Annotated in this window: 14 protein-coding genes; 7 read left to right on the forward strand and 7 right to left on the reverse strand. The window is 36.7% G+C overall.

Going from position 1 to position 15,487, the window contains the following annotated elements:
* Positions 1–137: 137 nt before the first annotated feature.
* Complete coding sequence (locus ABGT15_RS02300; protein WP_367229789.1) at positions 138–653, reverse strand: DUF2892 domain-containing protein; 516 nt, start codon at positions 651–653, stop codon at positions 138–140.
* Positions 654–905: 252 nt separating this feature from the next.
* Between ABGT15_RS02300 and rpmH the strand changes: the two genes are divergently transcribed.
* Together rpmH and carB are read left to right on the forward strand one after the other, a co-directional pair.
* Positions 906–1,067, forward strand: coding sequence for a 50S ribosomal protein L34 (gene rpmH, locus ABGT15_RS02305; RefSeq protein WP_007136275.1), 162 nt, complete (start codon positions 906–908; stop codon positions 1,065–1,067).
* Between the two features lie 97 nt (positions 1,068–1,164).
* Positions 1,165–4,020 carry a carbamoyl-phosphate synthase large subunit gene (carB, locus tag ABGT15_RS02310; protein WP_367229790.1) on the forward strand — a complete coding sequence of 952 codons (2,856 nt, stop codon included), beginning with the start codon at positions 1,165–1,167 and terminating at the stop codon, positions 4,018–4,020.
* A 49-nt stretch (positions 4,021–4,069) separates the two neighbouring features.
* On the opposite strand, the gene ABGT15_RS02315 is transcribed toward carB, so the two are convergent.
* Positions 4,070–4,552, reverse strand: a complete 483-nt coding sequence (locus ABGT15_RS02315; RefSeq protein WP_367229791.1) for a GyrI-like domain-containing protein — start codon at positions 4,550–4,552, stop codon at positions 4,070–4,072.
* Positions 4,553–4,640: 88 nt separating this feature from the next.
* On the opposite strand from ABGT15_RS02315, the gene ABGT15_RS02320 reads away from it, so the two are divergent.
* Positions 4,641–5,597 (forward strand): ion channel, encoded by a 957-nt coding sequence (locus ABGT15_RS02320; RefSeq protein WP_367229792.1) that lies wholly within the window; start codon positions 4,641–4,643, stop codon positions 5,595–5,597.
* A gap of 36 nt (positions 5,598–5,633) precedes the next feature.
* Here ABGT15_RS02320 and ABGT15_RS02325 read toward each other — a convergent pair whose 3' ends face one another.
* The 4 genes from ABGT15_RS02325 to ABGT15_RS02340 form a co-directional block, all read right to left on the reverse strand.
* Entirely contained in the window at positions 5,634–7,781 is a 2,148-nt protein-coding gene (locus ABGT15_RS02325; protein WP_367229793.1) for a hypothetical protein, read from the reverse strand.
* A gap of 3 nt (positions 7,782–7,784) precedes the next feature.
* Positions 7,785–9,707: a transglutaminase-like domain-containing protein gene (locus tag ABGT15_RS02330; RefSeq protein WP_367229794.1), complete on the reverse strand. Its 1,923-nt coding sequence runs from the start codon at positions 9,705–9,707 to the stop codon at positions 7,785–7,787.
* A gap of 90 nt (positions 9,708–9,797) precedes the next feature.
* The gene (locus ABGT15_RS02335) at positions 9,798–10,340 is read right to left on the reverse strand and encodes a YceI family protein (protein WP_367229795.1); all 543 of its coding nucleotides are present in this window, start codon (positions 10,338–10,340) and stop codon (positions 9,798–9,800) included.
* An 11-nt stretch (positions 10,341–10,351) separates the two neighbouring features.
* Positions 10,352–10,666, reverse strand: coding sequence for a hypothetical protein (locus ABGT15_RS02340; protein WP_367229796.1), 315 nt, complete (start codon positions 10,664–10,666; stop codon positions 10,352–10,354).
* 132 nt (positions 10,667–10,798) lie between these two features.
* Between ABGT15_RS02340 and ABGT15_RS02345 the strand changes: the two genes are divergently transcribed.
* From ABGT15_RS02345 to ABGT15_RS02360, 4 genes are read left to right on the forward strand one after another with little or no spacing between them, the layout of a single operon-like run.
* Positions 10,799–11,194, forward strand: a complete 396-nt coding sequence (locus tag ABGT15_RS02345; RefSeq protein WP_367229797.1) for an OB-fold protein — start codon at positions 10,799–10,801, stop codon at positions 11,192–11,194.
* Positions 11,195–11,196: 2 nt separating this feature from the next.
* Complete coding sequence (locus tag ABGT15_RS02350; RefSeq protein WP_367229798.1) at positions 11,197–11,724, forward strand: ankyrin repeat domain-containing protein; 528 nt, start codon at positions 11,197–11,199, stop codon at positions 11,722–11,724.
* Positions 11,721–12,473 (forward strand): T9SS type A sorting domain-containing protein, encoded by a 753-nt coding sequence (locus tag ABGT15_RS02355; protein WP_367229799.1) that lies wholly within the window; start codon positions 11,721–11,723, stop codon positions 12,471–12,473. Before ABGT15_RS02350 ends, ABGT15_RS02355 begins: the two co-directional genes overlap by 4 nt.
* Positions 12,474–12,476: 3 nt before the next feature.
* A complete protein-coding gene (locus ABGT15_RS02360; protein ID WP_367229800.1) occupies positions 12,477–13,358 on the forward strand; it encodes a DUF5777 family beta-barrel protein in 882 nt (293 codons plus the stop codon).
* Positions 13,359–13,423: 65 nt separating this feature from the next.
* On the opposite strand, the gene ABGT15_RS02365 is transcribed toward ABGT15_RS02360, so the two are convergent.
* Positions 13,424–15,463 carry an FG-GAP-like repeat-containing protein gene (locus ABGT15_RS02365; RefSeq protein ID WP_367229801.1) on the reverse strand — a complete coding sequence of 680 codons (2,040 nt, stop codon included), beginning with the start codon at positions 15,461–15,463 and terminating at the stop codon, positions 13,424–13,426.
* Positions 15,464–15,487: the final 24 nt, after the last annotated feature.

Genomic DNA, 15,487 nt, shown 5'->3' on the forward strand with positions numbered 1-15,487 from the left:
TTTTGGTTCGACAAAATTACGGCTTAAAACGGTGAACAGCTTGCTTTATCGACGAGTTACCAAATTAAACGACACAATGCATGGAAATAAAAAAAACGCCACAAAGGCGTTTTAAATGCTTGATAATCAATGTGGTGTTAGATTTTTTTCAATTGCTCTTTCATCATTTTGATCTGATCTTTCAGCATGTTTTGTTTGTCGAGTTTCTTAGCTTCATTCAATAAATTGGTAGCTTCCACTTTTCTTCTTTTGGTCATGGCGATTCCGGCCAATTGTAATTTTGCCAAAGCCAAATCCTGATCCATGTTTAAGCCTAATTCGATGGCTTTTTTGAAGTATTTTTCCGCAGCCGATAAATTCGTTTGGGAAACCATAATGCCATGTAAGTAGTTAAAATACCCTTGTTGGTTTTTTACTAAAGCGGTTTCCGGATTCTTAATGTGAGAAAGCCATTTTTGAGCGCCTTCCATATTCTGTTTTCTCAATTGAAGAAAAGCTAAAAGAATAAATTCGTTTTTGAAATATAAGAAGATGAAAATAGAAGAAAACAACAATAAAAAGATACCGTTTCCGATGTTACTTTCTGTAAATTGCCAAATTCCTAAGGCGATGATTAATCCTGCAAGAATTAATTTAATATTTCTGTGAAACATAATGTGTTTAGTTTTAGGATTGCAAATGTAGTAAATAGAAATGAGTCGTCAAATTACTTTTAGGAAACAATCATGTCGCTGAAAAAAGCTATCTTTGCCAAGTATTTACGGTTTCGATTTGTAAAAAGTAAAATATTTTTAAAAAGGACTTGTCAGAAATAAAAGTCTTTGTATATTTGCACTCGGTTTTGAAGCGACACATTCTTTTCAAAGCTGGGACCAATTTAAAATCACGATTTAAAGATAAAAGCAATGAGTAAGAGAACGTTTCAACCATCGAAAAGAAAAAGAAGAAACAAACACGGTTTCATGGATAGAATGGCTTCTGCTAACGGAAGAAAAGTATTAGCACGCAGAAGAGCTAAAGGAAGACATAAGTTAACGGTTTCATGTGAGCCTAGACACAAAAAATAATGATTTTTAAATCATAAATAGAGCGTTACTTTTTATCGGTAACGCTTTTTTTGTACCTTTTTGATAAATTTTTACGCAACATACAACAACACACACAATGCCTAAAGACACTTCAATAAAATCGGTTTTAATTATTGGTTCAGGACCTATCGTAATCGGACAAGCCTGTGAGTTTGACTACTCAGGTTCGCAATCGGCACGCTCTTTACGTGAAGAAGGAATTGAAGTAATTCTGATCAACTCGAATCCGGCCACAATCATGACGGATCCATCGATGGCGGATCATATTTATTTAAAACCACTTACGACAAAATCCATTATCGAAATCCTTAAAGCGCATCCTCAAATCGACGCGGTTTTGCCGACTATGGGAGGGCAAACTGCTTTGAATTTATGTTTGGAAGCTGATGAAAAAGGGATTTGGCAAGATTTCGGAGTGCGATTAATCGGAGTAGATGTTAATGCGATTAACGTAACTGAAGATCGTGAGCAGTTCAAGCAATTATTAGAGAAAATTGACATTCCGGTAGCCCCTGCAAAAACGGCGAACTCTTTCTTAAAAGGAAAAGAAATTGCTCAGGAATTCGGATTTCCACTTGTAATTCGTCCTTCGTTTACTTTAGGAGGAACCGGAGCTGCTTTTGTACATAAAAAAGAAGATTTCGACGATTTGTTGACAAGAGGTTTGGAAGCATCTCCAATTCACGAAGTATTAATCGACAAAGCACTTTTAGGCTGGAAAGAATACGAATTAGAATTATTACGCGATAAAAACGACAACGTTGTGATTATCTGTACGATCGAGAATATGGACCCGATGGGAATCCATACCGGAGACAGTATCACAGTTGCTCCAGCGATGACGCTTTCCGATAGAACTTTCCAAAGAATGCGTGACATGGCGATTTTGATGATGCGCAGTATCGGAAATTTTGCCGGAGGCTGTAACGTTCAGTTTGCGGTTTCGCCTGATGAAAAAGAAGATATTGTGGCCATTGAAATCAATCCACGTGTATCACGTTCGTCTGCCTTAGCTTCAAAAGCAACAGGGTATCCGATTGCAAAAATTGCAACAAAATTAGCGTTAGGCTATTCATTAGACGAATTGCAAAACCAGATTACTAAATCAACTTCGGCTTTGTTCGAACCGACTTTGGATTATGTAATCGTGAAAATCCCGCGTTGGAACTTCGATAAATTTGAAGGTGCCGACAGAACTTTAGGATTGCAGATGAAATCCGTTGGTGAAGTAATGGGAATCGGGCGTTCGTTCCAGGAAGCTTTGCACAAAGCAACGCAATCCCTTGAAATCAAGAGAAATGGATTAGGCGCTGACGGTAAAGGCTATAAAAATTACGACCAGATCATTGAGAAATTAACCTACGCCAGTTGGGATCGTGTTTTTGTGATTTATGATGCCATTGCGATGGGAATTCCATTGTCGAGAATTCATGAAATCACGAAAATTGACATGTGGTTCTTAAAGCAATACGAAGAATTATACGCTTTAGAAAAAGAAATTTCAAACTATAAAATTGATACACTTCCCAAAGATTTGCTTTTAGAAGCGAAACAAAAAGGATACGGTGACCGTCAAATTGCGCACATGTTAAGCTGTTTGGAGAGCCAAGTGTATAAATTGCGTGAAGATATGGGCGTAAAACGTGTTTACAAATTGGTAGATACGTGTGCCGCCGAGTTTAAAGCGCAAACGCCATATTATTATTCCACTTTTGAAGCGGAAATTGAAAAAGCTGATGGAACGCGTTATGTAGATAATGAAAGCGTGGTTTCGGATAAGAAAAAAGTGGTGGTTTTAGGTTCAGGCCCTAACCGAATCGGACAAGGAATTGAGTTTGATTATTCATGTGTTCACGGAGTTTTAGCGGCTTCAGAATGCGGTTACGAAACCATCATGATTAACTGTAACCCGGAAACCGTTTCTACGGATTTTGATACGGCAGATAAATTGTATTTCGAACCCGTTTTCTGGGAACATATTTACGACATCATCCAACACGAAAAACCGGAAGGGGTAATCGTTCAGTTAGGTGGTCAGACTGCCTTAAAATTAGCGGAAAAATTAAGCAAATACGGAATTAAAATTTTAGGAACTAGCTTTGATGCATTGGATTTGGCTGAAGACCGAGGCCGTTTTTCTGATTTGTTAACTGAATTGAATATTCCGTTCCCGAAATTTGGAATTGCGGAAAGTGCTGAAGAAGCTTCTAAATTGGCAGATACTTTAGATTTCCCGCTATTGGTTCGTCCATCGTATGTATTGGGGGGTCAGGGGATGAAAATTGTGATCAACAAGCAGGAATTGGAAGAGCACGTGATTGATTTGCTGAAATCGATTCCGGGTAATAAATTGTTGTTAGATCATTATCTGGATGGAGCAATCGAAGCAGAAGCGGATGCAATTTGTGATGCCGACGGAAATGTATACATTATAGGTATTATGGAGCATATCGAACCGTGTGGTGTACACTCCGGAGACAGTAATGCGACATTACCGCCATTCAACTTAGGAGAGTTTGTGATGCAACAGATTAAAGAGCACACGCATAAGATTGCAAAAGCTTTGAAAACAGTTGGTTTGATAAATATTCAGTTTGCAATTAAAGACGATACGGTTTATATCATTGAGGCGAATCCGAGAGCTTCGCGTACAGTTCCATTCATTGCAAAAGCGTATGGTGAGCCTTATGTGAACTATGCAACCAAAGTAATGTTGGGACACAATAAAGTAACGGATTTCAACTTCAATCCACAATTGAAAGGGTTCGCAATTAAGCAACCGGTATTCTCTTTCAGCAAGTTTAAAAACGTAAACAAAGCTTTAGGACCAGAGATGAAATCGACCGGAGAGAGCATTTTGTTCATCGAAGATTTAAAAGACGATCAGTTTTACGAATTGTACTCCAGAAGAAAAATGTACTTGAGTAAATAATATTTATAGACAGCATAAAAAATCCCTCAATTTCGAGGGATTTTTGTTTTTATATAGTTTTCGTTTTTATAGGAATCCAGATTTCCTCTTCAGAAGTAGCATCATTGTTTTTATAGTTTGGTCCTAAAATTTCAAAGTGCAATCGGTTGTCTACTTCGTAACCGGAATCAGGAAGCCAGGTCGCAAAGATGTATTGAAAAATGCTGTTATCATTACTGGAGCCCTTGTAGTTAAAAACGGCGTAGGTTCCTTTATTTAAAATGAGGGTTTGCATATCCACCGGGATGGTTTTAAAATCTGAAACTTCAACAGCAGCCCATTTTTCAAATGTTGTATTTGGATTGAAATGGGAAAAATACAAGTCATCATAACGCTGAAGCGAATACAAATTGGAACCAACCGTGTTTTTGATTTCATTTCTTCGCAACATGAAGCTTCTCCAAAGTTCACCAGTTTTATTGTCGGATATTGATAGGGTTATTTGTTTTCCGATTAGTTTTCTTTCAGGCGTTATTTCGATTCTTGGTTGCATCTGTTGTGTTTTTCGTAACCAAAAATACCAAAAAAATCATGCAAAACTTCCGTTATAAATTTAATAGCTTTACTGAAAATATAGAATCATGGCCTTTCTAAAGAAAATAAATGCAAAAGCAAAAGCGGATACAACTACTGGCTTTGGAGCCAATGCGTCAAATTATGGTGGTCGGTTTATCGAAAAAAACGGCGATGCTAATGTCAGGAAAGTAGGGGTTGGTTTTGTGGAGAGTATCAGTTGGTATCACACGATGTTGGTGGTGCCTCGTTGGAAGTTTATGATGATAATTTTTGTGTTTTATCTTTTGGTAAATTTGTTTTTTGCGAGTGTATATAGTATTATCGGCGTAGATCATCTTAACGGAATTACGGCTGATAACCCAATCGATAAATTTGGGCAGGCTTTTTTCTTCAGTGCTCAAACCTTTACCACTGTAGGGTATGGTCATATTAGTCCAACCGGATTTTGGGCCAGCTTTGTAGCTTCGTTGGAAGCTTTGCTTGGTTTGTTGAGTTTTGCTATTGCCACCGGTTTGTTTTACGGACGCTTCAGTAAGCCAAAAGCTTTCATTCGTTTTTCTGATAATGCAATTATTGCTCCCTATGAAGACGGAACGGCTTTGATGTTGAGAATGACACCCTATAAAAATACCAACCTAACCGATGCAGAGGCCAAATTAACCCTTGGTATGAGTGTGGAAGAAAACGGGAGAACGCTAAACAAGTTCTATACATTGGATTTGGAAATGCAAAGAATCAATGCTTTAACCTTAAGCTGGACATTAGTACATCCTATTACGGAAGAAAGTCCATTGTATAATTTATCGAAGGAAGATTTTGAGAGAATGAACGGAGAACTGGTGGTTTTTGTAAAAGTTTTTGATGATATGTTCAGTACTTCTGTAGTGAAGCGAACATCGTATACATTCCGGGAGTTTGTACATGGCGCTAAATTTTCTCCAATGTTCTCCCGCAGTGAAGATAATCGTAAGACTTTGTTGTATATCGACAAGCTGAATCATTTTGAATATGTGAAATTGTAAAAAAAAGCCTTTTAGAATTCTAAAAGGCTTTTTTTATTAATTTTTCTTGAATAATATTTTTTCCTGAGTAAACTGATACGCTGCATCCAGAAACGCCATCATTTTATTCCAGTTACTGTTAGGTTGGTAGTAGGCTGTATAGTATTTGTAGGCTTTAATTTTTAGTTTATTGCCCTCGACTGTTGCGGAACTCACAAAGCCACCCGTCTCGTTTTCAACTTTTTTATTCAGTTTTTCCAATCCGGTTACGGTATAGCCTTCCGGAATTTCAATTGTGATATCTTCTTCAAACGATCTTGGGAATGCATAATAAATGTTGTTGGTTCGGTTACGGTTTTTTTCTTCAATATTAATTTGAGAACCAATTAGTTTACCGGCTTCGAAAATATAGTTTCCACCGGCTTTTTTTACCCAGCTGTTTTTGCTGTCAAATTTTTCTTTGTAGGTGAACGGAGTGGTTTTACCAAAACGTCCGGTATTGATAATTTCAAAATTGTGATTGTCGATTTCCAATCCGAATTCCTGAGCTGTCGACTGTTTGTATTCTTCTTTCTGCTTATCCTTAAGTTTGTTGATTAAAGCATCGAATTCTTTGGTGTAACGGTCTCTTCTTTTTTGGCTGCTTACGCGTTCCATTAAAGTTTTTGTTTCGTATTTTTTATGATCTTCGGCAGTATAATCAAAAAAGTACAGTTTGTCGGATTGTTCTTCGTCCTTGTTATGACCGTTCAACTGTGTTTCTCTTTCAAGGGTAAACTGTTCAAAATTTTCAACAAAACGTAAATTGCTGATTTGTTTTGAAGTATTGTCTTTATGAGTTGACCCCGGTAGTTTAATGTGTTCTACATCGGTAACCTTCTTCATTTTGGAAACTTTTAAAGCATAAGCTTCAGTGTTTTCCAATTGTGATGAGAACTTATCCAAATCAGAATACGGAGAGAAATATTCAATATAAATAGGATTCTCAGCATTTACTTTAAGTAAAACGGTAGCATTATTTTGAATTAATAAATCTTTTATTGGTCCATTGTGGCGATTGGTGGCAACTACAATATCATAATCGATTTTATTGTCCTTTAAAAACGCCATAAAATGGTTGATAAAGGCTTCTTCGTTACGGAAGAAAATAGCATTGTTTCCAAAAAACTCAAAAGGATACATGATTTTCGCTTCGTTAACTACAAAAGCGTCTACATACATCGTGTAATAATAGTGTCTTGTGAAGTAATAAACTGCTTTTACTTTCTCTTCGGTTGAAGCAAAAGTTTTGCCTTTCAGGAACTTTTCAATATCGCCTAAATCACCTAGAGGTCTGAATTTATTGGTGTAATACTCCAAAACGTCCTCTTTGGAAACGGTTTTTTTAACAATGTTTTCTTTTTCCGGTAAAAACGCATCGGCTCTTTTTTCAAATTTTCCGGAGCGGGCAAAAAACACCTGAAACTTATAACAAGGAAGTTCAACCAAAGGATAAAACCAATTTGGGAAATCGTTTTTTTCGATATCGGTTGCGGTTATTTCATATTTGCGTTCGTTGCTTTTGCTTAACGGTATTTGCTTGATTTCCGGTCCTCCGTTATAAGTGTTGAAGTTAACAAAAAAGTCATTCTCGGTCTGGAATGTTAATTTGTAATTCATGATGGGATGCGTGTCTCCCAAGGTTTTTTCCACTTCCTCAAATCCGTACTCAAAAAAAGATTCGAAGGATTCCGTGCTGTAGTCGTAAATGTCAATAATATCTCCGATTTCAAGATTAGGAATGGCCACTTTTTTATGATTGTCTTCCTGAACGGCTTCTTTGTCCACATCAACTACAATCTCTTTTCCGTCCGGTTTAACGATTTTAATACCTAAAGTGGTCTTTACAATGGTTCCGTATCTCGGATTGGATTTTTCAGAATATTTAAATTCAGAATACTCAGTAACAGCAGCCAAGTCTTGGAGTTTTACTCTTTTTCTCAGCGCAGCGCGATAGGTCACGCTTTTTCCGAATTTGTGATAATCATAATCTTCATATTTGTAAATGATGACAGCCGACTCGTTTTTCCATTTATCAGGAATGGTGTTGGCGTTTTTGTATTCGTCATTTTTCCCCCAGAAAAATTCTTTTATTTCTGCTTTATCCTGAGAAAAAGCATTTGCAGATAAGATTATAAGGAGAAACGATAGCAGCTTCTTAATCATGATTTAGGATTTTGTTAAGGTGATTTGTTCGTTATAAATTTTGTTGATTTTTTCAAGAAGGGAGTTCCAATCCGTAAAATCGGTTGCTTTTATCAATCCGTTTTTGAACTCGAAATGTTTGCTGTACACGATTTGATTCGCAATTTGTTTACATTCGATGGTTACGTTGTAATTCTCAGTTGTGGCAGATAGGGATTCCGGAAGCTTGGTAACTTTGTAGCCTGCCGGGATTTCCAGTTTGATAACGGCGTTGTAGTTTTCTTTGAAAGGAAATTCAAAATCATTCTTGCGTTCTTTAAAGTTCAACTTTGAAAATTCTTTTTTGAAGTCCAGATCAATATAAATTTCGTTGTCAAAAGCAGAAACCTTATTGTCCAGTTTAAGATCGTAATCAATTACAACTTTAGTGTCACGGTTGGATAAATCGGTAGTTTTAATATTGCTGATACGATTATTCTTGTCTTCATCGGATAGATAATCATTCAGCGCATTTTCCTTATTGTTATTGCGTATGTTGTTAAAACTATAAAGGAATGAAGCTCTGCTTTCCCCTGCAAATGACATGTTGGTTTTTCCGATTAAGGCTTCATTTTCAATTTTAAGTACAGAAGTAAAGGTTTCTGTATTCGAAATCGGACTCGCAACCGGCACTTTTTCTACAAGGAATGCCTCTCCGTTTTCAATCAGTACTTCTTTACCCTGAATACGTTCGGCATACTCACCAAAGGAATTGTACTTTTCAGTTCCGTCCAGGAAGTACTTTTTACCTTTGTGAAAAATCGTGCAAATCATGTGGTTGTCCACCGATAAGGATGGAATGGTGTAGTCATAAGCAATCCTTTTCGTGCCGATCCAGGTTAAACGGGCATCAAATCCGGCTACTTTTAACATCTGTTTGGTCAGGTTGGCCATTCCTTTGCAGTCTCCGTAACGTTTTTGAAAAACATTTTGCGACTCGTCAGGTTTGAAACCGGCAATCCCATCTTCAAAAGCGATATAACGGATATTGTCTTGTACCCAGTAATAAATATTTTTTATCTTTTCTTCGTCTGTTTTGGCATTTTTGGTCAGTTCGGTTACTTTTTCTTTTAGTAAATCCGGATTTTCTTTCATGGAATCCACTAGTGATTTATACCATTTGTACAAATCGGCAGTACTGTTGAATAAAGTGGTTTTCTTGCCGTCTTTCGTATACGATTTTGCAACGATCAACAGGTGAGGATACAGATAGCTTGGCCCTGGAGCATTTCGTTCATTTACACCGGAAGGAATATCTTCAATGGTGTAAACATATTTGGTGATGTTGTTTTTGGGATCGGTAGTTTTATCCAGGCTTATTTTAAAATTCTTTAAGTTGAATTCTTTTAGCTCTAATTCAAGCCAGTTCGGAACTTCAATGGTTACTTGTTTTTTGATGATAGGATAATCATCGTTAAAGTAAATCGAGGTAAAATATTTTACGTCTTTGTATTTTTTTTCAAAGGAATAATTGTAAGTGTATCCTTGAACTGGAAAATCGATGGTGGCGTATTTAACGCGCGCATCGTTGTAGAATAAATCATCGCTTTTGTAAAATTCATCCTTAACCAGAAAATTGGCTTTTTTGTCGTTTCTGTATTTGAAATCAAAACTTTCAATTTCAGACTGACTGTCATAATATTCATATTTCTGAATATCCGCACGGTGGTTGATATTCATTAATTTGTCTTTTATGACATGATTTACTGTAACTTTTTCTTCTTTAGCATTAAGTCCGAACGTAATATGTTCATTGCTGGACAATACCGCAACATCTGATTTGCTGTTTTTTTCTCGGATAGATTTCGCTAAAGTAATGTCTTCCGGTGTTGGATCAATGTTTTTCTGAGCTAAACCGACAGATGAAAAAACCGACAGTATAGCGATAAAGAGTAGTTTTACACGCATAAAAAAGATTTAGAATGCGAAAATAATTAATTATAAATAAAAAAACCTTTTAGAAGCCTAAAAGGTTTTTGATAAATAACTAACACTTATTTATTTGAGATTGCAATTCAGGCTGATATTAACTTTTTTAGCGACCTTGTTGCTTACAACTTTAGGAATCTCTATGTTGAAATCATCAGAGTTTACAGAGAAATTTGTGATTAATTCAATACTATCTGCTGTTTTTCTGATTTTGGCCGGAACGGTGATTTCTTTAGATTTTCCATGTAACTCCAAAATTCCTTTTATTGAAAAATCGCGGTTGTTTTCTGATAATTTCGCCAAATCAAAGCCGTATACTTTGCCTTTAAAAGTCGCCTTTGGATAGCGATTGCTTTCCATGTAATTTTCGTTAAAATGTTCTTCCATCAGTGCAATTTTAAACCGAAAGCTTTTTATAAGGGCTAAGGCGGCAATTTCACCGGTTTCGGTGTTAAGAACCACGGTGGTGCTTTTGTTTTTAGCGGCAACTTCTTCAAAAGAAGGAACGGAGGCTTCAAAATTAATTTCGCCTGTTTTGGTAATTTTTTTAGTTTGTGAAAACCCGTACAATGCACAGAAACTAAAAAGCAGTAAAAATATAAAACGTTTCATATGATGAGTTTTTATTCAGGGTAATTGGCATCTCTCCAAGCGATAACTTGATTTATTTTAAACTGAGGTAATCTGGGGCCTCCGTAAGGCATCAAATAACCAGGGTCTTCACTTGATATTCGTTCTATTAATTCATTACTGATAATCGCAGATTTTACATAGTCGTAATCTACCAATGGTATTGGAGCGCCATTTACAGGAGGCCGGCTGTGACACATGATGCAATTTTCAGTGATTATGTTTTTTATTGTATTGTTATAAGTAACCTGATTTAACGGAGTATCAGAATATAAATCCGCCTCGGTATCATTGTCACATGATAGCACTGCTAAACCGGTTAAGATTATGAATATTTTTTTTAAAAGCATTTTGGATTGGTTTTCTTATTAAAGTTACTATTAAAAATTTGAAAAATAAAAAAATATTTCGTTAATTTTGTGAGAAACTATTTGTTTAAAATGAAAAAAGTTGGCTATTTGTTAATTCTGGGGCTTGTTATCATAATGGGCTGGGCTTTTTATTCCTATCTCTACAAAGAACATAGAAATATTGCAGAAGAAAAAGGAAGCTTTTCCGTTAGTGCCGATTCGATTTATAACGAGTATATAACGAATGAAACCAAGGCTAATGCTAAATATTTAGATAAAACCATCGTAGTGCAGGGTAAAATTTCCAAAATAAACATTACTGAAAACACTATTGTTATCGATGAGAAAATGGTTGTATACTTTCAGGAGAAAGTGGCAAACACTTTAAAAGAATTCAATACGATAAAAGTAAAAGGAAGGTTTTTAGGTTACGATGAATTGTTAGGAGAGATGAAAATGGATCAAACGGTTGTTGTAAATAATTAATTATGAAGAAAATAGCAATGTTTTTTGGATTTCTTTTTATGCTTCAGATGGCTTACAGTCAGCAGGATATTTTTGAAATTGCCCGAAAAGGAACTGTAGCGGAATTGAAAAACGAGTTGAAAGAAAACCCAAATCGGATTAATTCCGTAAACAATGAGGGATACAATCTGATTACGTTGGCAACTTACAGGCAAAACAACGAGGTTGCGGCATATTTGATTCAAAACGGAGCAGAAATTAACGGGAAAAGCAATTACGGAAGCCCTTTGATGGCGGCAGTGGTGAAAGGAAATTCTGAAATTGCCAAAATGTTAATCGATGCCGGTGCCGATTTGAATATTACCGACGGCAGCGGCAATACCGCACTTATTTATGCAACCATTTTTAAAAAATACGACATAGCCGAAATGTTAGTGAAAGCCTCGGCAGATATTAATTTTAAGGACATTCGCGGAAAATCAGCAGTAGATTACGCCAAAATGACCAACGATGAAAAATTACTACAACTCTTTAAAAAAGACAAATTATGAAAAGAATTACATTAACATTGTTTGGTTTGTTGTTGGCTAATTTAGCTTTGGCGCAAACCTATTCTACTGGTACGGTCACTCTTTTTTCAGACTATTCTGCTAAATTGGATATTTCCAATACTACCGTCACTTTAACAATGATTGGGCCTTCAGCAAGTTGGCTTGGATTAGGTTTTAATACAACTACTATGGCTTCGGGCAATGATGCTGTTCTTTTTGATGGAACTGTAATTTCGGACAGAAGATTTAACGGAGTAGGTTTTACACCATTAGTGGATGCTACGCAAAACTGGTCTATAACGTCTAATACTTCAAGTGCAGGAGTGACTACTATGGTTGCCACAAGAGCTAGAAGTACAGGTGATTCGAATGATTTTACATTTTCTTTTCCTCCTACGGCAATTAATGTTGTTTTTGCCCGAGGAATTTCAAATGTTGTGGATTATCACGGTTTAGACAACTGTGGAACTACTGCTGTCAGTTTTTCATTATTAGGAATAGATAGTTTCGACATTGAATCTTTCAAATTATATCCTAATCCGGCAAAAAGTTTTGTTACCCTTGAATTACCGCAATTGGTATCGGAAGCAGATGTGATTATTTATGACATGCTAGGTAAAAAAGTCATAGAAACAAAAGTTACCCTTGAAAATTCAAGAATTGAAACCTCCCGTTTGAATTCCGGGTCATATTTAATGAACATTAAAACCATAGACGGAGAAGGTACTAAAACATTGGTAATTCAGTAATTTATGAGAAAATACTTATCGTTAATTGCGTTAATAATCCCGGTTTTAGGGTATACACAAGACGATTTACTTTCTGAGATAGATACAATAAAAGCCGATACCCGCGTGGAATCGGCTTTTAAATCTTTAAAGATTGTGAATCTGGAATCTACAAAGCTTGCTGCAAAAGGGGATTTCTATTTTGTGGTGGCGCACCGTTTTGATTATATGAAGAACGGTTTTGACGATTTTTTTGGTTTGGATAATGCCAATACTCAACTGAAATTTATTTACGGTCTTGCCGATTGGTTAACGATTCATGTCTCGCGAAGCGGTTTTCAGGAAACCTATGATTTAGCAGCCAAATACAGGCTTCAAAATCAGAAGGAAGGTGGTTTTCCATTTACAATTGCGGGGTTTAACAGCGTGGCTGTAAATACCGAAATGAAAGAAGAAAATTATCCGGGCATGAAATTTACCAACCGATTGAGTTATGTTACCCAAGTGTTAGTATCCAGAAAATTCAATGAACGACTTTCTCTGGAATTGGCACCAAGTTATTTTCATGAAAATACGGTTCGGGATATTATAAATGATAATGGTACTGTGGCTGTTTCTGATCCACAGGACAACAGTCAGTTTGCCATTGGAATGGGAGGCAGATATAAAGTTACCAAGCGATGGTCTATTAATATGGATTATGCCGCTCATTTGAATAGGTCTTCCGCATCGAATTATACTAATCCGTTATCTATTGGAGTGGATCTGGAAACCGGAGGGCATGTTTTTCAGATGCATTTTACCAATTCGAGGGCTATGCATGAAACAGGATTTTTAGGGCAAACAAACGGGCGTTGGGACGACGGTGAAATATGTTTCGGATTTAATTTGCTTAGAGTATTTTAGTTAAAGATTGATTGAAATAAAAAGCCCTGAACATCTTCAGGGCTTTTTTAATGAGTAGTATTGGATTAGTTTTTAATGAATTTACCGGAAAACCTTTTTCCTTCGGTATTTTCAAGGATAATGATATAAGAGCCGTTTTGTAATTCATTTACGGAAACTTTATCCCCGATCATGTTTTCGGTTTTAATATGACGCCCAGTTAAATCGTAAATAGAAACATTATTGAGAATATCGCCAGATGCATGACTAAAACGGATGAAATCTTTAGCAGGATTTGGGTACATGGTAAACCCGCCTAAGTTGTTTTCGGCAAGTCCTAAGGTGCTTCCTTCAACAACAGTTAAATTCTGGTTTGAAGATGGGTTTGAAATGGTATCAACAACTCCCGAAGGCCATTTGATGATAACCTGGGTAACCTGCGTTTCTGTTCCAATACCGAAATGAGCGTTTAAAGTACTCATGTATTCAAAACCTTCACCACTTCTGATGTCGCGTATTTGTTTGCCCCAAGCACCATAAATTTCTACTCTTGCTCCAATACCGTTTCTGTTGCTTTGAACCCCTTGTAAGGAAATTTTAAGCCAATTGTTTCCGTTTGGTACAGCGTAAAAGATTTTGTTATTGTTGGTAATATCTAAAAAACCGTCGCTGTTCAAATCACCAACAGAACCAACAGCCATACCAATGTAGGCATTAGGAGTAAAAACATTATTTCCATGATTGAAGAAGATTTTATTTCCACCTCCCATAATGTCTACCTTACCATCATTGTTAAAATCGTAGGCTATATAATCTCGACTTATCGAAGTGTCTGAACCAAAACCAGCTGCTACGGTGATGTTTGTGAATGGTTCTTCAACACTATTTGTAGTATCTAAATTGTTTTTAAAAAATTTGTGACCAGAACTTCCATTGGCGCCCACAAAAATATCCATGTCGCCATCATTATCATAATCGGCTACTGCAGACGACCAAGATTGTACTGGTGTGGAGTTTATTTGAGCTATGGCTGAGATGTCTGTGAAAATGCCGCCGCCGTCATTTCTGTGTAATTCACATGGGGGACCAGAGCATTTTGAAATAAATAAATCTGAATCACCATCATTGTCGTAATCTGTCCAAATCGATGCGTAATTACCGCCGGACGAAAGTGTACCAAGATTATAGGAACCTGGGGTTACACCACTTTGATAGTGGGTGAAGTTATTTGATGGGTTGTTCAGGTAATAAACATTTGGAGCCACGTCATGACATGAAAATACATCCAAATTTCCATCGTTGTTAATATCTATAAAATTGGTGCGTTGACAAAAAATATACTCAGACGGGTTAACGTTAGTGTAAGCCGTTCCGGTGCTGTTGGATTTCCAAAACGATAAGCCACTACCGCTCCCTAAAACCAAATCATTAAATCCGTCTCTGTTATAATCTCCTGCAGCCATGCTCCAAGTAGGCATGTCGCTTGTGCCGGAAACGGTATAGTTTGAAATAGAATAGGTACCGGGCGTAGTTTGGTAATGAATTTTTAAGTTATTGGGACTAATGCCTACAATATCATCTTTATAATCATTATTCATATCAACCACACAAATGTTATAAGTGTTGTTAATTGTAGATACGGTTTGTGAAGTATAAGTAATTGGCGGTGGCGGTGGCGGAGTATACGGTGTTTCAGTCAATTGAAAACTAAAGCCTAAACTATTCCATCGGTTGTCCCAAGCTATGTAATAGGTAGTACCCGCATTAGCAAGAAATGTTGCAACCGAAGATAAGTTTGTTCCAGAATCATCGTCACCTGTAACGCAAATTAAAGCTCCGCAGTTGCCGGAATAAATATGAACCCTTGTGTCGGTTCGGGGATTATTCGCAGCGATATCAGAAGTAACCGTAACATTGAAGGTTGATGTAGGAGTATAGCTGTACCATTCTCCGGAAGATGCTCCAGTCCCACCACTTGCGCAAAGAAGGGTAGGGATTTGTGTACCATTGACAGCACTAATTGCGTATGTGCCGGCTGTAATTGGAACAGCTGAAGCACAAGTATCTTGAGCATAAGAATACCAGTTGGCTGCAATTAGTAAAAAAACTGAAGTAATTTTTTTCATGCTTTCGTAGTTTTTGTTAGTTAA

It is taken from the genome of Flavobacterium enshiense (genome assembly GCF_040750275.1).
Classification (GTDB): domain Bacteria; phylum Bacteroidota; class Bacteroidia; order Flavobacteriales; family Flavobacteriaceae; genus Flavobacterium; species Flavobacterium enshiense_B.